The sequence below is a fragment of the Aeromonas sp. 603757 genome, from assembly GCF_049171255.1.
Classification (GTDB): Bacteria; Pseudomonadota; Gammaproteobacteria; order Enterobacterales; family Aeromonadaceae; genus Aeromonas; species Aeromonas veronii_A.
The window spans coordinates 1-15,043 of the sequence record NZ_JAAKOE010000009.1 but is presented as its reverse complement, the minus strand read 5'-3'; the positions used below and the strand labels follow the sequence as shown (position 1 = coordinate 15,043).

Annotated in this window: 29 protein-coding genes; 28 read left to right on the top strand and 1 reads right to left on the bottom strand. The window is 53.3% G+C overall.

The window, feature by feature from the left end:
- Window positions 1–13: 13 nt before the first annotated feature.
- Window positions 14–928, bottom strand: a complete 915-nt coding sequence (locus tag G5332_RS10430; RefSeq protein WP_227341575.1) for a DMT family transporter — start codon at window positions 926–928, stop codon at window positions 14–16.
- 356 nt (window positions 929–1,284) lie between these two features.
- Between G5332_RS10430 and rpsJ the strand changes: the two genes are divergently transcribed.
- The 28 genes from rpsJ (at window position 1,285) to rplQ (ending at window position 14,908) form a co-directional block, all read left to right on the top strand.
- On the top strand, window positions 1,285–1,596 hold the full coding sequence (rpsJ, locus tag G5332_RS10425; protein ID WP_005307944.1) for a 30S ribosomal protein S10: 312 nt from the start codon (window positions 1,285–1,287) through the stop codon (window positions 1,594–1,596).
- Window positions 1,597–1,618: 22 nt separating this feature from the next.
- A complete protein-coding gene (gene rplC, locus G5332_RS10420; protein WP_005340620.1) occupies window positions 1,619–2,251 on the top strand; it encodes a 50S ribosomal protein L3 in 633 nt (210 codons plus the stop codon).
- A 17-nt stretch (window positions 2,252–2,268) separates the two neighbouring features.
- On the top strand, window positions 2,269–2,874 hold the full coding sequence (rplD, locus tag G5332_RS10415) for a 50S ribosomal protein L4 (RefSeq protein ID WP_005340616.1): 606 nt from the start codon (window positions 2,269–2,271) through the stop codon (window positions 2,872–2,874).
- Window positions 2,871–3,173, top strand: a complete 303-nt coding sequence (rplW, locus tag G5332_RS10410) for a 50S ribosomal protein L23 (RefSeq protein WP_005307955.1) — start codon at window positions 2,871–2,873, stop codon at window positions 3,171–3,173. The genes rplD and rplW overlap by 4 nt, the downstream gene beginning before the upstream one ends.
- A gap of 15 nt (window positions 3,174–3,188) precedes the next feature.
- Complete coding sequence (rplB, locus tag G5332_RS10405) at window positions 3,189–4,010, top strand: 50S ribosomal protein L2 (RefSeq protein WP_005340614.1); 822 nt, start codon at window positions 3,189–3,191, stop codon at window positions 4,008–4,010.
- A gap of 22 nt (window positions 4,011–4,032) precedes the next feature.
- Window positions 4,033–4,311, top strand: a complete 279-nt coding sequence (gene rpsS, locus G5332_RS10400; protein ID WP_005307960.1) for a 30S ribosomal protein S19 — start codon at window positions 4,033–4,035, stop codon at window positions 4,309–4,311.
- Window positions 4,312–4,321: 10 nt separating this feature from the next.
- On the top strand, window positions 4,322–4,666 hold the full coding sequence (rplV, locus tag G5332_RS10395) for a 50S ribosomal protein L22 (protein WP_005319741.1): 345 nt from the start codon (window positions 4,322–4,324) through the stop codon (window positions 4,664–4,666).
- Window positions 4,667–4,669: 3 nt separating this feature from the next.
- On the top strand, window positions 4,670–5,383 hold the full coding sequence (gene rpsC, locus G5332_RS10390) for a 30S ribosomal protein S3 (protein WP_005307962.1): 714 nt from the start codon (window positions 4,670–4,672) through the stop codon (window positions 5,381–5,383).
- Window positions 5,384–5,396: 13 nt separating this feature from the next.
- Window positions 5,397–5,810 (top strand): 50S ribosomal protein L16, encoded by a 414-nt coding sequence (gene rplP / locus G5332_RS10385; protein WP_005340612.1) that lies wholly within the window; start codon window positions 5,397–5,399, stop codon window positions 5,808–5,810.
- Window positions 5,810–6,001, top strand: coding sequence for a 50S ribosomal protein L29 (gene rpmC / locus G5332_RS10380; RefSeq protein WP_005307965.1), 192 nt, complete (start codon window positions 5,810–5,812; stop codon window positions 5,999–6,001). Before rplP ends, rpmC begins: the two co-directional genes overlap by 1 nt.
- A complete protein-coding gene (gene rpsQ / locus G5332_RS10375) occupies window positions 6,001–6,249 on the top strand; it encodes a 30S ribosomal protein S17 (protein WP_005307966.1) in 249 nt (82 codons plus the stop codon). The genes rpmC and rpsQ overlap by 1 nt, the downstream gene beginning before the upstream one ends.
- 147 nt (window positions 6,250–6,396) lie before the next feature.
- Window positions 6,397–6,765: a 50S ribosomal protein L14 gene (gene rplN / locus G5332_RS10370; RefSeq protein WP_005307975.1), complete on the top strand. Its 369-nt coding sequence runs from the start codon at window positions 6,397–6,399 to the stop codon at window positions 6,763–6,765.
- A gap of 11 nt (window positions 6,766–6,776) precedes the next feature.
- Window positions 6,777–7,094 carry a 50S ribosomal protein L24 gene (gene rplX, locus G5332_RS10365; protein WP_005307977.1) on the top strand — a complete coding sequence of 106 codons (318 nt, stop codon included), beginning with the start codon at window positions 6,777–6,779 and terminating at the stop codon, window positions 7,092–7,094.
- A gap of 13 nt (window positions 7,095–7,107) precedes the next feature.
- The gene (rplE, locus tag G5332_RS10360) at window positions 7,108–7,647 is read left to right on the top strand and encodes a 50S ribosomal protein L5 (RefSeq protein WP_005331162.1); all 540 of its coding nucleotides are present in this window, start codon (window positions 7,108–7,110) and stop codon (window positions 7,645–7,647) included.
- A 10-nt stretch (window positions 7,648–7,657) separates the two neighbouring features.
- On the top strand, window positions 7,658–7,963 hold the full coding sequence (gene rpsN, locus G5332_RS10355) for a 30S ribosomal protein S14 (protein WP_005340609.1): 306 nt from the start codon (window positions 7,658–7,660) through the stop codon (window positions 7,961–7,963).
- 21 nt (window positions 7,964–7,984) lie between these two features.
- Window positions 7,985–8,377 carry a 30S ribosomal protein S8 gene (gene rpsH, locus G5332_RS10350; protein ID WP_005307980.1) on the top strand — a complete coding sequence of 131 codons (393 nt, stop codon included), beginning with the start codon at window positions 7,985–7,987 and terminating at the stop codon, window positions 8,375–8,377.
- Between the two features lie 13 nt (window positions 8,378–8,390).
- Complete coding sequence (gene rplF / locus G5332_RS10345) at window positions 8,391–8,924, top strand: 50S ribosomal protein L6 (RefSeq protein ID WP_139739779.1); 534 nt, start codon at window positions 8,391–8,393, stop codon at window positions 8,922–8,924.
- Window positions 8,925–8,933: 9 nt separating this feature from the next.
- Entirely contained in the window at window positions 8,934–9,287 is a 354-nt protein-coding gene (rplR, locus tag G5332_RS10340; RefSeq protein WP_005340606.1) for a 50S ribosomal protein L18, read from the top strand.
- 14 nt (window positions 9,288–9,301) lie between these two features.
- Window positions 9,302–9,802 carry a 30S ribosomal protein S5 gene (gene rpsE, locus G5332_RS10335; RefSeq protein WP_005342686.1) on the top strand — a complete coding sequence of 167 codons (501 nt, stop codon included), beginning with the start codon at window positions 9,302–9,304 and terminating at the stop codon, window positions 9,800–9,802.
- 6 nt (window positions 9,803–9,808) lie between these two features.
- Complete coding sequence (gene rpmD / locus G5332_RS10330; protein WP_005307985.1) at window positions 9,809–9,988, top strand: 50S ribosomal protein L30; 180 nt, start codon at window positions 9,809–9,811, stop codon at window positions 9,986–9,988.
- A 2-nt stretch (window positions 9,989–9,990) separates the two neighbouring features.
- Window positions 9,991–10,428, top strand: coding sequence for a 50S ribosomal protein L15 (gene rplO, locus G5332_RS10325; RefSeq protein ID WP_005342691.1), 438 nt, complete (start codon window positions 9,991–9,993; stop codon window positions 10,426–10,428).
- Between the two features lie 8 nt (window positions 10,429–10,436).
- Window positions 10,437–11,765 (top strand): preprotein translocase subunit SecY, encoded by a 1,329-nt coding sequence (gene secY, locus G5332_RS10320; protein ID WP_005307989.1) that lies wholly within the window; start codon window positions 10,437–10,439, stop codon window positions 11,763–11,765.
- 27 nt (window positions 11,766–11,792) lie between these two features.
- The gene (gene rpmJ / locus G5332_RS10315) at window positions 11,793–11,906 is read left to right on the top strand and encodes a 50S ribosomal protein L36 (protein ID WP_005319705.1); all 114 of its coding nucleotides are present in this window, start codon (window positions 11,793–11,795) and stop codon (window positions 11,904–11,906) included.
- 139 nt (window positions 11,907–12,045) lie between these two features.
- Window positions 12,046–12,402 (top strand): 30S ribosomal protein S13, encoded by a 357-nt coding sequence (gene rpsM, locus G5332_RS10310; RefSeq protein WP_005307991.1) that lies wholly within the window; start codon window positions 12,046–12,048, stop codon window positions 12,400–12,402.
- 14 nt (window positions 12,403–12,416) lie between these two features.
- Window positions 12,417–12,806 carry a 30S ribosomal protein S11 gene (gene rpsK / locus G5332_RS10305; protein WP_005307993.1) on the top strand — a complete coding sequence of 130 codons (390 nt, stop codon included), beginning with the start codon at window positions 12,417–12,419 and terminating at the stop codon, window positions 12,804–12,806.
- A 39-nt stretch (window positions 12,807–12,845) separates the two neighbouring features.
- Window positions 12,846–13,466, top strand: a complete 621-nt coding sequence (gene rpsD / locus G5332_RS10300; protein ID WP_005342696.1) for a 30S ribosomal protein S4 — start codon at window positions 12,846–12,848, stop codon at window positions 13,464–13,466.
- Window positions 13,467–13,491: 25 nt separating this feature from the next.
- The gene (locus G5332_RS10295) at window positions 13,492–14,481 is read left to right on the top strand and encodes a DNA-directed RNA polymerase subunit alpha (RefSeq protein ID WP_005307997.1); all 990 of its coding nucleotides are present in this window, start codon (window positions 13,492–13,494) and stop codon (window positions 14,479–14,481) included.
- Between the two features lie 43 nt (window positions 14,482–14,524).
- A complete protein-coding gene (rplQ, locus tag G5332_RS10290) occupies window positions 14,525–14,908 on the top strand; it encodes a 50S ribosomal protein L17 (RefSeq protein ID WP_005307999.1) in 384 nt (127 codons plus the stop codon).
- The last annotated feature ends 135 nt before the right edge of the window (window positions 14,909–15,043 follow it).

Here is a 15,043-nt window from a genome sequence, read left to right as displayed (position 1 = left end):
CCCTTCTGCATGGTCAGCTCTTGGTTTCGACTGATGCACGATAGCGTTTACCGTACTTGAGCTGCTGGATCAGCAGGGCGGCAACGATGAGCGCCAACCCGATGGGGGTGGCCGGATGGATGGTTTCGCCGATCAACAGGTTGAGCAGCACCAGTGAGGCAAACGGCGAGATAAAGATGAGGTTGCTGATGGGGGCCGTGTTGGTGGCATGGCGCAGCGCCATCAGCCAGAGCACGAAACCGAAGCCCATTTCGAACAGTCCCACATAGATGGCACCAGCCCATCCCTGCCAGGCGGTCATGGCAAAATCGGAGAGCAACCAGGTCGCAACGACGATAAAGGGCAGGCTGATCATAAAGCCGAGCAACAGGCTGACGATGGGATCCCCCTGATTGCGGGTGTTGAGGATCCAGTAGCTGGCCCAGATGAGGGTCGAGACCAGTGCCAGCGTCACGCCGAGGGGGTTGTCGAACTGCAGGCCGAATACATCCCCTCTGGTAGCGATCACCAGTGCGCCAAAATATCCCAACACGATGGCGACGCCATCGCGCCGACGCAGCTTCTGGCCGAGAAAGGGGACGGCAAGCAGACTGAGAGTGATAGCCCAAGTGTAGTTGAGGGTCTGTGCCTGCTGGGCAGGCAGCAGGTCATACGCCTTGAACAGCAACAAGTAATAGAGAAAGGGGTTCAGCACACCCAGAGTCAAGTAGTAGAAAGGGCGGGCCTTGATGTAGCTCCCCAGCAGCGGCAATTTGCCCTGTTTGGCGACGACGGCTGTCAGCGTGAGAGTCGAGGTGAAGGCGGCCACAAGCAACAGTTGCACAGGTTCGAAATAGGCGAGGGAGATTTTGAAGGCTGTGGCGACCGTCGACCAGAGGGCAACGGCGCAAAGGCCATACTGATAGGCTTTCTTTTGATCTTTGAGCATGGGATGTTGTTCCACTGACAGAGGCAAGCACACAGTCTACCAGTCTGCTTGTAACATTGTCGTTACTTGGGTGTTGGCAGCAGAGTGCGTTGCCGCAGGCGAGATCCATCTGTCACATAAAACTGCGCATAATCTGTTCGCTCGCCCTTGCGCAAATTTGAAAAATCCGTATAATCCCCTCCGCTTACCCATGAGGTAAGCCAGACGATATGTCTGCTGCTGAGTTTCCTGTTTACAGGAGCCAGCCATACAGTCCTCCCGATATGGGGGGAAACGTGAAAAATCACACCTCTGGCGGGAGAAATCTCGGTCGGGCGGTGTTGATTTATGTTCTTTTATCTATTGGAGCTCTGTCAATGCAGAACCAAAGAATCCGTATCCGCCTGAAGGCTTTTGATCATCGCCTGATTGATCAATCCACTGCGGAAATCGTTGAAACTGCTAAGCGCACTGGCGCGCAGGTTCGCGGTCCTATTCCGCTGCCGACTCGCAAAGAGCGCTTCACCGTCCTGATCTCCCCGCACGTCAACAAAGATGCGCGTGATCAGTACGAGATCCGCACTCACAAGCGTCTGGTAGACATCGTTGAGCCGACTGACAAGACCGTAGACGCCCTGATGCGTCTGGATCTGGCAGCTGGTGTAGACGTCCAGATCAGCCTGGGTTAATTACGGAAAGAGGTTGATAACAATGACAATCGGTCTTGTAGGTCGCAAAGTGGGTATGACTCGCATCTTCACTGAAGATGGCGTTTCTATCCCGGTGACTGTTATCGAAGTTGAAGCTAACCGTGTAACTCAGGTCAAATCTGTAGAAACCGACGGCTACAACGCTATTCAGGTTACCACTGGCGCCAAAAAAGCCAGCCGTGTGACCAAGCCGGAAGCTGGCCACTTCGCCAAAGCTGGTGTAGAAGCCGGTCGCGGTCTGTGGGAATTCCGCCTGAACAACGGTGAAACTTTCACTGTTGGTAGCGAGCTGAAAGTAGATCTTCTCGCTGACGTTAAGCTGGTAGACGTTACCGGCACATCCAAAGGTAAGGGCTTTGCTGGTACTGTTAAGCGCCACAACTTCCGCACCCAGGATATGACCCACGGTAACTCCTTGTCTCACCGCGTTCCGGGTTCTATCGGTCAGAACCAGACTCCGGGTCGTGTATTCAAGGGCAAAAAGATGGCTGGTCACATGGGTGCTGAGCGTGTAACGACTCAGAACCTGGAACTGGTTCGTGTTGACGCTGAACGCAACCTGCTGCTCATCAAAGGTGCAGTACCGGGTGCAACCAACGGCAACGTGATCGTCAAACCTGCCGTCAAAGCGTAACGTCTGAGGAGATAGTAATGGAATTGGTAATGAAAGACGCCAAGAGCGCTCTTGAAGTTTCCGAGACTACCTTCGGGCGCGAATTCAACGAAGCTCTGGTTCACCAGGTCGTCGTTGCATATGCCGCTGGTGCCCGTCAGGGTACTCGTGCGCAGCTGACTCGCTCTGAAGTGTCTGGTGGCGGCAAAAAGCCGTGGCGTCAGAAGGGTACTGGTCGTGCCCGTGCTGGCTCCATCCGTTCGCCCATCTGGCGTTCCGGTGGTGTGACTTTTGCTGCTAAGCCGCAAGATCACAGCCAGAAAGTAAACAAGAAGATGTACCGCGGCGCTATCCGTAGCATTCTGTCCGAGCTGGTACGTCAAGAGCGCCTGATCGTTGTTGAGAAGTTCGGCATCGAAGCTCCGAAGACCAAAGAACTGATCGCCAAGCTGAAAGAAATGGAACTGACTGACGTTCTGATCGTGACTGCTGAAGTCGATGAGAACCTGTTCCTGGCTGCTCGCAACCTGTACAAAGTTGACGTGCGTGACGTTGCCGGTATCGACCCGGTCAGCCTGATCGCTTTCGACAAGGTTCTGATGACTGCTGACGCAGTTAAGCAAATCGAGGAGATGCTGGCATGATCCGTGAAGAGCGTCTGCTGAAAGTTCTGAAGGCTCCGCACATCTCTGAAAAGAGCACCATGGTTGCAGAAAAGCAGAACACTATCGTGTTCAAAGTTGCTGTTGATGCTACCAAGGCGGAAGTCAAAGCTGCAGTTGCGAAACTGTTCGAGGTCGAAGTTGAGACCGTCCGTACCCTGAACATGAAGGGTAAGACCAAGCGCGCAGGTGCACGCGTAGGCCGTCGTTCCGATTGGAAAAAGGCTTATGTGACCCTGAAAGCTGGTCAGGACATCGACTTCATGGGCGCAGCCGAGTAAGAGGAGTTCTCAAAAATGGCAATCGTTAAGTGCAAGCCTACTTCTCCGGGCCGCCGCCACGTCGTCAAGATCGTCAATCAAGAGCTGTACAAGGGCAAGCCCTTCGCCGCTCTGCTGGACAGCAAAAGCAAGTCCGGTGGTCGTAACAACAACGGCCGTATCACTACCCGTCATATCGGTGGTGGTCACAAGCAGCACTACCGTATCGTCGACTTCAAGCGCGACAAAGACGGTATCCCGGCTAAAGTAGAGCGCCTGGAATACGATCCGAACCGTACCGCTAACATCGCTCTGGTGTTGTATGCAGACGGTGAGCGTCGTTACATCCTGGCTCCGAAAGGCCTGAAAGCTGGTGACGCGATCGCTTCTGGTGCTGATGCAGCCATCAAGGTAGGTAACGCCCTGCCGATGCGCAACATCCCGGTTGGTTCTACCGTTCACGCTGTAGAGATGAAGCCTGGTAAAGGTGCCCAGCTGGCTCGTTCCGCTGGTACTTTCATCCAGATCCTGGCTCGTGAAGGTAACTATGTAACTCTGCGTCTGCGTTCCGGCGAAGTACGTAAAGTTCTGGCCGAGTGCCGCGCTACCATCGGTGAAGTCGGTAACTCCGAGCACATGTTGCGTCAACTGGGTAAAGCCGGTGCAAACCGCTGGCGTGGTATTCGTCCGACCGTTCGCGGTATGGCGATGAACCCGGTTGACCACCCGCACGGTGGTGGTGAGGGTCGTAACAAGGGCATGCAGCCTGTGTCCCCATGGGGCCAGAAGGCTAAAGGCTTCAAGACCCGTAAGAACAAGCGTACCGACAAGTACATCGTACGTCGTCGTAACAAGTAATTGTTAACATAGAGGAATCACCATGCCACGTTCTCTCAAGAAGGGTCCATTTATTGACCTGCACTTGCTGAAGAAGGTAGAGAAAGCGGTGGAAAGCGGGGATAAAAAGCCGGTTAAAACCTGGTCCCGTCGTTCAATGATCATCCCGAACATGATCGGTTTGACCATCGCTGTCCATAATGGTCGTCAGCACGTTCCGGTTTTCGTTACCGAAGAAATGATCGGTCACAAACTGGGTGAATTCGCACCGACTCGTACTTATCGCGGCCATGCTGCTGATAAGAAGGCTAAGAAGCGCTAAGGGATAAATGATGGAAGCTATCGCTAAACACCGTTATGCCCGTACTTCTGCCCAGAAAGCTCGTCTGGTAGCCGATCAAGTACGTGGTCTGTCCGTAGACAAGGCTCTGAATATCCTGACCTTCAGCCCGAAAAAGGCTGCAGTGCTGGTTAAGAAAGTGCTGGAATCTGCCATTGCAAACGCTGAGCACAACGAAGGCGCCGATATCGACGCGCTGCGTGTTGCTACTATCATGGTCGACGAAGGTCCCTCCATGAAGCGCATCCGTCCGCGTGCCAAAGGTCGTGCGGATCGTATCCTCAAGCGTACCGCTCACATCACTGTAGTGGTATCCGACGCTAAGGCTGGGAGATAAGCAATGGGTCAGAAAGTACATCCTAATGGCATTCGCCTGGGTATTACCAAGCCTTGGAATTCTACCTGGTTCGCGAACACCAAAGACTTCGCTGACAACCTGTACAGCGATTTTCAAGTACGCCAGTTCCTGACCAAGGAACTGAAAAACGCGTCCTTGTCCAAGATCACCATTGAGCGTCCGGCCAAGAGCATCCGTGTGACCATTCACACCGCTCGTCCGGGTGTTGTCATCGGTAAGAAAGGCGAAGACGTTGAGAAGCTGCGCAAAGCTGTAGCCACTATTGCTGGCGTGCCTGCTCAGATCAACATTTCCGAAGTCCGCAAGCCGGAGCTGGATGGCAAACTCGTTGCCGACAGCATCACTTCCCAGCTGGAGCGTCGTGTAATGTTCCGTCGTGCTATGAAGCGCGCCGTACAGAACGCAATGCGCCTGGGTGCCAAGGGCATCAAAGTGGAAGTTTCCGGTCGTCTGGGCGGCGCTGAAATCGCGCGTACCGAATGGTACCGTGAAGGTCGTGTGCCGTTGCACACCCTGCGTGCCGACATCGACTACGCAACTTCTGAAGCCCACACCACTTACGGTGTGATCGGCGTTAAAGTTTGGATCTTCAAGGGCGAAGTTCTGGGCGGTCTGGCTGCTGTTAACGCTGCCGCTGCTCAAGAGCAAGCTCCTGCAAAGCCCAAGCGTGACAACAAGCGCCGCGCTGCTAAGTAAGGAGATTCGGTAAATGTTGCAACCTAAGCGTACTAAATTCCGCAAGACCCACAAGGGTCGTAACCGCGGTCTGGCCACCTCTGGTAACGAAGTATCCTTCGGTACCTTTGGCCTGAAGGCGACATCCCGTGGTCAACTGACTGCTCGTCAAATCGAAGCAGCCCGTCGTGCCATGACCCGTCACGTTAAGCGTCAAGGTAAGATCTGGATCCGTGTGTTCCCGGACAAGCCCATCACCGAAAAGCCCCTCGAAGTTCGTATGGGTAAAGGTAAGGGTAACGTGGAATACTGGGTTTGCCCGATCCAGCCTGGCAAGGTTCTGTACGAGATGGACGGTGTACCTGAGGCTCTGGCGCGTGAAGCGTTTGCCCTGGCCGCAGCTAAGCTGTCTGTTCAGACCACTTTCGTAATTAAGACGGTGATGTGATGAAAGCCCAAGATCTGCGTCAAAAGAGCGTCGAAGAACTGAACCAGGAGCTGCTGGGCCTGCTGCGTGAGCAATTCAACATGCGCATGCAAGCGTCCACCGGCCAGCTGGCTCAGACTCACACTCTGAAACAAGTGCGTCGTGACGTCGCACGTATCAAGACTGTACTGACTGAGAAGGCAGGTGCGTAATGACTGACAAGATCCGTACTCTGCAAGGTCGTGTAATCAGCGACAAGATGGACAAGTCCATCACTGTTGCTATCGAGCGCAAGGTAAAGCACCCGATCTACGGTAAGATCATCAAGCGCACTACCAAGCTGCACGTGCATGACGAAAACAACGAGTGCAAAGCTGGCGACCTCGTGGAAATCCGCGAATGCCGCCCGCTGTCCAAGACCAAGTCCTGGACCCTGGTTGCCGTTGTAGAAAAGGCCTAATCGGTACTTTGTAGTCCAAGCGGCCCCTTTCAGGGGCCGTTTGTTTTTTAGGCTACCTTTTCTGAAAATCCTGTGTTATAGTTTCGCGCCTTTTGAAGGCAGCCAGATCCCATTAGGGATAAGAAGTAAACAAAGCGGAGCACTAAGATGATCCAGATGCAAAGTATGCTGGGTGTTGCCGACAACTCCGGCGCTCGCAGTGTAATGTGTATTAAGGTTCTGGGTGGCTCGCACCGCCGTTACGCCGGCATCGGCGACATCATCAAGGTTTCCATCAAGGAAGCCATTCCTCGCGGTAAAGTGAAGAAAGGTGATGTGTATAACGCGGTGGTCGTACGCACCCGTAAAGGCGTTCGTCGTCCGGACGGCTCTGTCATCCGTTTCGACAACAATGCGGCTGTGTTGCTTAACAACAACCAACAGCCAATCGGTACTCGTATTTTTGGCCCGGTGACCCGTGAACTGCGTAATGAGAAGTTCATGAAGATTGTGTCCCTGGCACCCGAAGTACTGTAAGGAGTCGAACGATGGCAGCTAAAATCCGTCGCGAAGACGAAGTGATTGTTCTTACCGGCAAAGACAAGGGCAAGCGTGGCAAAGTCACTCAAGTCCTGATTGCAAAAGGTAAGGTAATCGTGGAAGGCATCAACCAGGTGAAGAAACACCAGAAGCCGGTACCCGCACTGGGTCAGGCTGGCGGTATCGTCACCAAAGAAGCCCCCATCGATGTATCAAACGTAGCGCTGTTCAACTCTGCCACTGGCAAAGCTGACCGCGTTGGTTTCCGGATTGAAGACGGCAAAAAAGTCCGTTTCTTCAAATCCACCGGCGAACTTGTGAAGTAATTGGAGTTTAACGATGGCGAAACTGCATGATTACTACAAATCCGATGTAGTAAATGAACTGTCCAAGCAGTTCGGTTACAAGACTATCATGCAAGTCCCTCGGATCGAGAAAATCACCCTGAACATGGGTGTTGGTGAAGCGATCTCTGACAAGAAATTGCTGGAAAATGCTGCTGCCGATATGGCTGCCATTTCCGGTCAGAAGCCGCTGATCACCAAAGCTCGCAAATCTGTTGCGGGCTTCAAGATTCGTGAAGGCTACCCGATAGGTTGTAAAGTAACCCTGCGTGGCGAGCGTATGTGGGAGTTCCTGGAACGGCTGATCTGCATCTCCGTACCGCGTATCCGTGACTTCCGTGGCCTGAACGCTAAAGCGTTCGACGGTCGTGGTAACTACTCCATGGGCGTGCGTGAGCAGATCATCTTCCCGGAAATCGACTATGACAAAGTCGATCGCGTCCGTGGTCTGGATATCACCATCACCACTTCCGCGAATACCGATGAAGAAGGCCGTGCTCTGCTGGCTGCCTTTAACTTCCCATTCCGCAAGTAAGGTTAGGGTTATGGCTAAAACATCCATGAAAGCGCGCGAAGCAAAGCGTGCCAAGCTGGTAGCCAAGTACGCGACCAAGCGTGCCGAGCTGAAAGCTATCATCGTTGACATGAACGCTTCTGAAGAAGCGCGTTGGGATGCTGTACTGCAACTGCAACAGCTGCCCCGTGATTCCAGTCCGTCCCGCCAGCGTAACCGTTGCAATATTACTGGTCGTCCGCACGGTTTCCTGCGCAAGTTTGGCCTGTCTCGCATCAAGGTGCGTGAGCATGCCATGAAGGGCGAAATTCCGGGCCTGAAGAAGGCTTCTTGGTAACGAATCTCGGGAGTTAGACTTATGAGCATGCAAGATCCGATCGCGGATATGCTGACCCGCATCCGTAACGGTCAGGCGGCGAGCAAAGTTGCGGTTTCCATGCCTTCTTCCAAGCTGAAAGTGGCTATCGCCAAAGTGCTGAAAGAAGAAGGTTACATCGCTGGCTACTCCGTAGCTGGTGACGTGAAGCCGGAACTGGAAATTGAACTGAAATATTTCCAGGGCAAGCCAGTTGTAGAACTGATCCAACGCGTAAGCCGTCCAGGCCTGCGTATTTACAAGCGCACTACTGATCTGCCGAAAGTTATGGGCGGTCTCGGTGTTGCTATCGTGTCCACGTCTAAAGGTGTGATGACTGACCGTGCTGCTCGCAAAGCAAGCATGGGCGGTGAGATCATCTGCTACGTCGCTTAATAGGAGGTAGGAAATGTCTCGTGTTGCTAAGGCACCCGTCACTATTCCTGCTGGCGTAGAGGTGACTCTGAACGGCCAGGAACTGACCATCAAAGGTGGTAAAGGTTCTCTGGTTCGCTCTATTCACGCCGGTGTAGAAGTGACCAAAGAAGACAATGTACTGAAGTTCGCCCCGCGCAGCAGCATCGCTGGTGCTGACGCTCAGGCCGGTACTGCCCGTGCATTGGTCAACAACATGGTAATCGGTGTTACCCAAGGCTTCGAGCGCAAGCTGCAGCTGGTTGGTGTAGGTTATAAAGCCTCCATCAAGGGCAATGCTGTTGCGCTGGCTCTGGGCTTCTCTCACCCGGTAGAGCATGCGCTGCCGGCTGGTGTGACCGCTGAGTGCCCGACTGCTACAGAAATCGTTCTGCGTGGCGTCGACAAGCAGCTGGTTGGCCAAGTCGCCGCCGATATCCGTGCTTACCGCGCTCCGGAGCCCTACAAGGGCAAGGGTGTACGCTATGCCAACGAGCAAGTGCGTACTAAAGAAGCTAAGAAGAAGTAAGGTAACACTATGGACAAGAAAGCAGCTCGTCTCCGTCGTGCTACTCGTGCTCGGAAAAAGATGCAGGAACTGGGAGCTACCCGTCTGGTTGTTCACCGTACCCCGCGTCATATCTATGCGCAGGTTATTGCAGCCAACGGTTCCGAAGTTCTGGCCTCTGCTTCCACAGTAGAGAAAGCCATCAGTGAAGCTCTGAAATACACCGGTAACGCAGATGCTGCTACCGCTGTAGGTAAAGCTATCGCTGAGCGTGCTATTGCCAAAGGCGTTCAGAACGTATCTTTCGATCGTTCCGGTTTCAAGTATCACGGTCGCATCGCTGCCCTGGCAGCTGCCGCACGTGACGCTGGTCTTCAGTTCTAAGCTAGGAGTCGAAGATGGCTAAAGTCGAATCTCAAGCCGGCGAACTGCAAGAAAAGCTCATTGCAGTAAACCGTGTTTCGAAAACTGTTAAAGGTGGTCGTATCATGTCCTTCACCGCGTTGACCGTGGTGGGTGATGGTAACGGCCGTGTAGGTTACGGTTACGGTAAAGCCCGTGAAGTTCCGGCTGCTATTCAAAAAGCAATGGAACAGGCCAAGCGTAACCTGAACAAGGTTGAACTGAACAACGGCACCCTGCACCACCCGGTGAAAGGTGTTCACTCCGGTTCCACCGTGTTCATGAAGCCGGCCTCTCAAGGTACTGGTATCATCGCAGGCGGCGCCATGCGTGCCGTTCTGGAAGTTGCTGGTATCCACAACGTGCTGGCTAAGACCTACGGTTCCACCAACCCAATCAACGTTGTTCGCGCAACTGTAGACGCTCTGGTTCACGGTCAGTCACCGGAACAGATCGCTGCCAAGCGTGGTCTGCGCGTTGAAGAAATTCTGGGGTAATGCGACATGGCTAACACTGTAAAAGTAACTCAAACTCGCAGCTCTATCGGCCGTCTGCCAAAGCACAAGGCGACTCTGCGTGGTCTGGGTCTGCGTCGCATTGGTCACACCGTTGAGCTGGAAGATACTCCTTGCGTACGCGGTATGATCAACCAGGTTTATTACATGGTTAAGGTGGAGGGCTAAGCATGCGTCTGAATACTCTGTCTCCGGCCGCTGGTTCCAAGCGCGTTAAGCACCGTCCGGGCCGTGGTATCGGTTCTGGTCTGGGCAAGACCGGTGGTCGTGGTGTTAAAGGTCAAACCTCTCGTTCCGGTGGCGGTAAAGTCCGCAACGGTTTCGAAGGCGGCCAGATGCCTTTGAAAATCCGTCTGCCGAAGTTCGGTTTCTTCTCTCGCAAATCTTTGGTATCTGCCGAAGTGCGCCTGAACGAAATCGCCCTGGTAGAAGGTGATGTAGTCGACGTGAGCACTCTGAAGCAAGCCGGCGTTCTGACCAAGAACATCGTGTTCGCTAAAGTTGTTCTGTCTGGCAACATTGACCGTGCTGTGACCGTTCGTGGTCTGTCCGTCACCAAAGGTGCACGTGCAGCCATCGAGGCCGCTGGCGGTAAAATCGAGGAATAATCAGTACAATGGCTAAGAAACCAGGATTGGATGTTAAAGCACAGGGTGGTCTGAGTGAACTGAAGAGCCGTCTGCTCTTCGTTCTCGGGGCGATTATCGTTTTCCGTGCAGGCTCTTATGTGCCGATTCCTGGTATTGACGCCGCCGTACTGGCCGAGTTGTTCCAGCAACAGAAGGGCACCATCATTGAGATGTTCAACATGTTCAGTGGTGGTGCACTATCGCGTGCTTCTATTCTTGCGTTGGGGATCATGCCGTACATTTCGGCGTCGATCATTATCCAGCTGCTGACAGTGGTTCATCCTGCTCTTGCTGAACTCAAGAAAGAGGGTGAATCCGGCCGTCGCAAGATTAGCCAATATACCCGTTGGGGCACGCTGGTTTTGGGAACTTTCCAGGCCATTGGTATTGCAACCGGTCTGCCGAATATGATGCAAGGACTCGTGACTCATCCGGGTTTGGGCTTCTATTTCACAGCGGTTGTGAGTCTGGTCACCGGTACCATGTTCTTGATGTGGTTGGGTGAGCAGATTACCGAGCGTGGGATTGGTAATGGTATCTCGTTGATTATTTTCACAGGTATCGTTGCTGGTCTGCCGCATGCCATTGGCGCTACGGCCGAACAGGCACGTCAAGGGGAATTGCACATCCTGCTGTTGTTGTTGCTGGGCTTGATTGTTTTCGCAGTGACTTACTTTGTGGTGTTCGTGGAGCGTGGTCAGCGTCGTATCGTCGTTAACTATGCCAAGCGTCAACAAGGCCGCCAGGTATTTGCCGCGCAAAGCACGCACCTGCCGTTGAAAGTGAATATGGCTGGTGTGATTCCTGCGATTTTCGCATCCAGTATCATCCTCTTCCCGGGTACCATTACCTCCTGGTTTGGTCAGGGTGAGGGTAAAGTCGCTGATATCCTGCAACAGGTCTCTATGGTCCTGCAGCCGGGTCAGCCGCTTTACGAGATGCTGTATGCAGCAGCCATTATCTTTTTCTGTTTCTTCTATACCGCGCTGGTGTTCAACCCCCGCGAGACAGCAGATAACCTGAAGAAGAGTGGAGCCTTTATCCCGGGGATCCGCCCGGGCGAGCAGACAGCACGTTATATCGATAAGGTTATGACTCGCCTGACATTGGCAGGTGCGCTCTATATAACCTTTATCTGTCTGGTACCCCAGTTCCTGATGACTGCCTGGAACGTACAGTTCTACTTCGGTGGCACTTCGCTGCTGATTATTGTGGTGGTTATCATGGACTTCATGGCTCAGGTACAAACCCATATGATGTCTCATCAATATGGTGACGTCCTGAGGAAGGCCAACCTGAAGGGCTACGGCCGCTAAAGGTCGGCGTAGTTACGGAGTTAAGCAATGAAAGTTCGTGCTTCCGTTAAGGCAATCTGCCGTAACTGCAAAATCATCAAGCGTCACGGTGTGGTGCGTGTGATTTGCAGCGAGCCAAAGCATAAACAGCGCCAAGGCTAATTTTTTACGGTTAGTACTTGCAACAAATAGTTGTGCTGGCTAATATAGCCAGCCAACTTTTGTTGTGTATTGGTTGACCGCCACGTATCCGCTCACGGGCTTTGTGGTGGTCGTAATCTACTATATGTAGGAGTGAATAGTGGCCCGTATCGCTGGCATTAACATTCCTGACCATAAGCATGCAGTCATTGCTTTGACTGCGATTTATGGCGTCGGTCGTACCCGCTCCAAGGCCATTTGTGCCGCAGCCGGTATCGCTGAGAATGTGAAAATTAAAGACCTGGACGAAGCTCAGATCGAGAGTCTGCGTGAACAAGTAGGTAAATTCACCGTTGAAGGTGACCTGCGTCGTCAGATTTCCATGAACATCAAGCGATTGATGGATCTGGGTTGCTACCGTGGTTTGCGTCACCGTCGTAGCCTGCCTGTTCGTGGTCAACGTACCAAGACCAACGCTCGTACCCGTAAGGGTCCGCGCAAGGCTATCAAGAAGTAACGGGAAGGTAGAAAATGGCTAAAACTCCGACTCGTGCTCGCAAGCGCGTTAAAAAGCAAGTGAGCGACGGTATTGCGCACGTTCATGCATCTTTCAACAACACAATCGTGACCATTACTGACCGTCAGGGCAATGCTCTGTCTTGGGCTACTTCTGGTGGTTCCGGTTTCCGTGGTTCTCGTAAGTCCACCCCGTTCGCTGCTCAGGTAGCTGCCGAGCGCGCTGGTGAGATGGCCAAAGAATATGGCGTCAAGAACCTGGAAGTCATGGTCAAAGGTCCGGGTCCCGGTCGTGAGTCTTCCATCCGCGCCCTGAACGCGGCTGGTTTCCGCATCACTAACATTACTGATGTGACTCCGATCCCGCACAACGGTTGTCGTCCTCCCAAGAAGCGCCGCGTGTAACGCTGTAGCTACTTGGTCTAGGATTGTTGGAGAAAGAAGATGGCAAGATATATCGGTCCTAAGCTTAAGCTTAGCCGTCGTGAGGGCACAGACCTCTTCCTGAAGTCTGGTGTTCGTGCGATTGATTCTAAGTGCAAGATTGACACCGCTCCTGGTCAGCACGGCGCTCGCAAGCCCCGTCTGTCCGATTACGGTGTGCAACTGCGCGAGAAACAAAAAGTTCGTCGTATCTACGGCGTATTGGAAAAACAGTTCCGCAACTACTACCGCGACGCTGCCCGTCAAAAGGGTAACACCGGTGAAAACCTGTTGCAGCTGCTGGAAGGTCGTCTGGACAACGTCGTATACCGCATGGGCTTCGGTGCTACCCGCGCTGAATCTCGTCAGCTGGTGAGCCACAAGGCCATCATGGTAAACGGCCGCGTTGTGAACATTCCTTCTTTCCAGGTTTCCCCTGAGGACGTGATCTGCGTTCGTGAGAAGGCTAAGAAGCAAGCGCGTATCAAAGCTGCCCTTGAGGTTGCTGGTCAGCGCGAGAAGCCGACTTGGGTAGAGGTTGATGCCGCTAAAATGGAAGGTGCCTTCAAGCGCCTGCCAGAGCGTTCCGACCTGTCTGCCGACATTAACGAACAGCTGATCGTCGAGCTTTACTCCAAGTAAAGCTAGCTTCTAAAGAGAGGACACAATGCTGGGTTCTGTAACAGATTTTCTTAAACCGCGGCTAGTTGACATCGAGCAAGTTAGCCCGACTCATGCGAAAGTGACTCTTGAGCCACTCGAGCGTGGCTTTGGTCACACGCTGGGCAACGCCCTGCGTCGTATTTTGCTGTCTTCTATGCCCGGTTGTGCAGTTACTGAAGTCGAAATTGACGGGGTACTGCATGAGTACAGCAGCAAAGAAGGTGTACAGGAAGACATTCTTGAAATCCTGCTCAACCTGAAAGGTATCGCTGTGAAGCTGGAAGGCAAGGACGAGGTAACTCTGTCCCTGACCAAGTCTGGAACAGGCCCCGTTACCGCAGGTGATATCACTCACGGTGATGAAGTCGAGATCGTAAACCCGGAGCACGTAATCTGCCACCTGACTGGTGCCAATGCTGAAATCAGCATGCGCTTGAAAGTTCAGCGCGGTCGTGGTTATGTGCCTGCTTCTGCTCGTGTTCACAACGATGACGAAGAGCGTCCTATCGGTCGCCTGCTGCTGGACTCCGCGTTCAGCCCCATCGTTCGTATTGCCTACAATGTTGAGGCAGCACGTGTGGAACAGCGTACCGACTTGGACAAGCTGGTCATCGACATGGAGACCAATGGTACCCTAGATCCTGAGGAAGCTATCCGTCGTTCTGCCACTATTCTGGCTGAGCAACTGGAAGCCTTCGTGGATCTGCGCGATGTCAGCGTGCCCGAGAAGAAAGAAGAGAAACCCGAGTTTGATCCGATTCTGCTGCGTCCTGTCGATGATTTGGAGCTGACAGTTCGTTCTGCGAACTGTCTGAAGGCAGAAGCTATCCACTATATTGGTGATCTGGTACAGCGTACCGAAGTTGAGTTGCTTAAGACTCCTAACCTCGGTAAGAAGTCCCTGACTGAGATCAAGGACGTGTTGGCCTCCCGTGGTCTGTCTCTTGGCATGCGCCTTGAGAACTGGCCGCCCGCCAGCATCGCTGACGAGTAATCCAGATTACGGGTTTCACAGATTTAGTTAGAAGGATAAGGTCATGCGCCATCGTTTGAGTGGTCGTCAACTGAACCGGAACAGCAGCCATCGTCAGGCTATGTTCCGCAACATGGCCAGCTCCCTGGTTCGTCATGAGATCATCAAGACGACTCTGCCTAAGGCAAAAGAGCTGCGTCGTGTAGTTGAACCGCTGATCACCCTTGCCAAGACTGATAGCGTTGCTAATCGTCGTCTGGCATTTGCCCGCACTCGCGACAACGCGATCGTGGCTAAGCTGTTCAATGAACTGGGCCCGCGCTACCTGGAGCGCGCCGGCGGTTATACTCGCATTCTGAAATGCGGTTTCCGTGCTGGCGACAACGCCCCTATGGCTTATATTGAGCTGGTAGACCGCCCGGCCGCTGCTGAAGCAGCTGCTGAGTGATAAAGAAAAAGCCGGGCTTGTCCCGGCTTTTCTTTTAATCCATTCTGATACTGCCTCAACTGCCTCAACTGCCTCAACTGCCTCAACTGCCTCAACTGCCTCAACTGCCTCAACTGCCTCAACTGCCTCAACTGC

What these genes read in the sequence shown, in the direction of transcription:
- rpsC (WP_005307962.1), top strand. Translation starts at nt 4,670, where the DNA reads ATGGGTCAGAAAGTACATCCTAATGGCATTCGCCTGGGTATTACCAAG.
- secY (WP_005307989.1), top strand. Translation starts at nt 10,437, where the DNA reads ATGGCTAAGAAACCAGGATTGGATGTTAAAGCACAGGGTGGTCTGAGT.
- rplW (WP_005307955.1), top strand. Translation starts at nt 2,871, where the DNA reads ATGATCCGTGAAGAGCGTCTGCTGAAAGTTCTGAAGGCTCCGCACATC.
- rplE (WP_005331162.1), top strand. Translation starts at nt 7,108, where the DNA reads ATGGCGAAACTGCATGATTACTACAAATCCGATGTAGTAAATGAACTG.
- rpsN (WP_005340609.1), top strand. Translation starts at nt 7,658, where the DNA reads ATGGCTAAAACATCCATGAAAGCGCGCGAAGCAAAGCGTGCCAAGCTG.
- rplQ (WP_005307999.1), top strand. Translation starts at nt 14,525, where the DNA reads ATGCGCCATCGTTTGAGTGGTCGTCAACTGAACCGGAACAGCAGCCAT.
- rpsS (WP_005307960.1), top strand. Translation starts at nt 4,033, where the DNA reads ATGCCACGTTCTCTCAAGAAGGGTCCATTTATTGACCTGCACTTGCTG.
- rpsE (WP_005342686.1), top strand. Translation starts at nt 9,302, where the DNA reads ATGGCTAAAGTCGAATCTCAAGCCGGCGAACTGCAAGAAAAGCTCATT.
- rplD (WP_005340616.1), top strand. Translation starts at nt 2,269, where the DNA reads ATGGAATTGGTAATGAAAGACGCCAAGAGCGCTCTTGAAGTTTCCGAG.
- rplB (WP_005340614.1), top strand. Translation starts at nt 3,189, where the DNA reads ATGGCAATCGTTAAGTGCAAGCCTACTTCTCCGGGCCGCCGCCACGTC.
- rplO (WP_005342691.1), top strand. Translation starts at nt 9,991, where the DNA reads ATGCGTCTGAATACTCTGTCTCCGGCCGCTGGTTCCAAGCGCGTTAAG.
- rpsJ (WP_005307944.1), top strand. Translation starts at nt 1,285, where the DNA reads ATGCAGAACCAAAGAATCCGTATCCGCCTGAAGGCTTTTGATCATCGC.
- G5332_RS10295 (WP_005307997.1), top strand. Translation starts at nt 13,492, where the DNA reads ATGCTGGGTTCTGTAACAGATTTTCTTAAACCGCGGCTAGTTGACATC.
- rpsK (WP_005307993.1), top strand. Translation starts at nt 12,417, where the DNA reads ATGGCTAAAACTCCGACTCGTGCTCGCAAGCGCGTTAAAAAGCAAGTG.
- rpmC (WP_005307965.1), top strand. Translation starts at nt 5,810, where the DNA reads ATGAAAGCCCAAGATCTGCGTCAAAAGAGCGTCGAAGAACTGAACCAG.
- rpsQ (WP_005307966.1), top strand. Translation starts at nt 6,001, where the DNA reads ATGACTGACAAGATCCGTACTCTGCAAGGTCGTGTAATCAGCGACAAG.
- rplX (WP_005307977.1), top strand. Translation starts at nt 6,777, where the DNA reads ATGGCAGCTAAAATCCGTCGCGAAGACGAAGTGATTGTTCTTACCGGC.
- rplF (WP_139739779.1), top strand. Translation starts at nt 8,391, where the DNA reads ATGTCTCGTGTTGCTAAGGCACCCGTCACTATTCCTGCTGGCGTAGAG.
- rpmD (WP_005307985.1), top strand. Translation starts at nt 9,809, where the DNA reads ATGGCTAACACTGTAAAAGTAACTCAAACTCGCAGCTCTATCGGCCGT.
- rplP (WP_005340612.1), top strand. Translation starts at nt 5,397, where the DNA reads ATGTTGCAACCTAAGCGTACTAAATTCCGCAAGACCCACAAGGGTCGT.
- rplR (WP_005340606.1), top strand. Translation starts at nt 8,934, where the DNA reads ATGGACAAGAAAGCAGCTCGTCTCCGTCGTGCTACTCGTGCTCGGAAA.
- rplV (WP_005319741.1), top strand. Translation starts at nt 4,322, where the DNA reads ATGGAAGCTATCGCTAAACACCGTTATGCCCGTACTTCTGCCCAGAAA.
- rpmJ (WP_005319705.1), top strand. Translation starts at nt 11,793, where the DNA reads ATGAAAGTTCGTGCTTCCGTTAAGGCAATCTGCCGTAACTGCAAAATC.
- rplC (WP_005340620.1), top strand. Translation starts at nt 1,619, where the DNA reads ATGACAATCGGTCTTGTAGGTCGCAAAGTGGGTATGACTCGCATCTTC.
- rpsD (WP_005342696.1), top strand. Translation starts at nt 12,846, where the DNA reads ATGGCAAGATATATCGGTCCTAAGCTTAAGCTTAGCCGTCGTGAGGGC.
- rplN (WP_005307975.1), top strand. Translation starts at nt 6,397, where the DNA reads ATGATCCAGATGCAAAGTATGCTGGGTGTTGCCGACAACTCCGGCGCT.
- rpsH (WP_005307980.1), top strand. Translation starts at nt 7,985, where the DNA reads ATGAGCATGCAAGATCCGATCGCGGATATGCTGACCCGCATCCGTAAC.
- G5332_RS10430 (WP_227341575.1), bottom strand. Translation starts at nt 928, where the DNA reads ATGCTCAAAGATCAAAAGAAAGCCTATCAGTATGGCCTTTGCGCCGTT.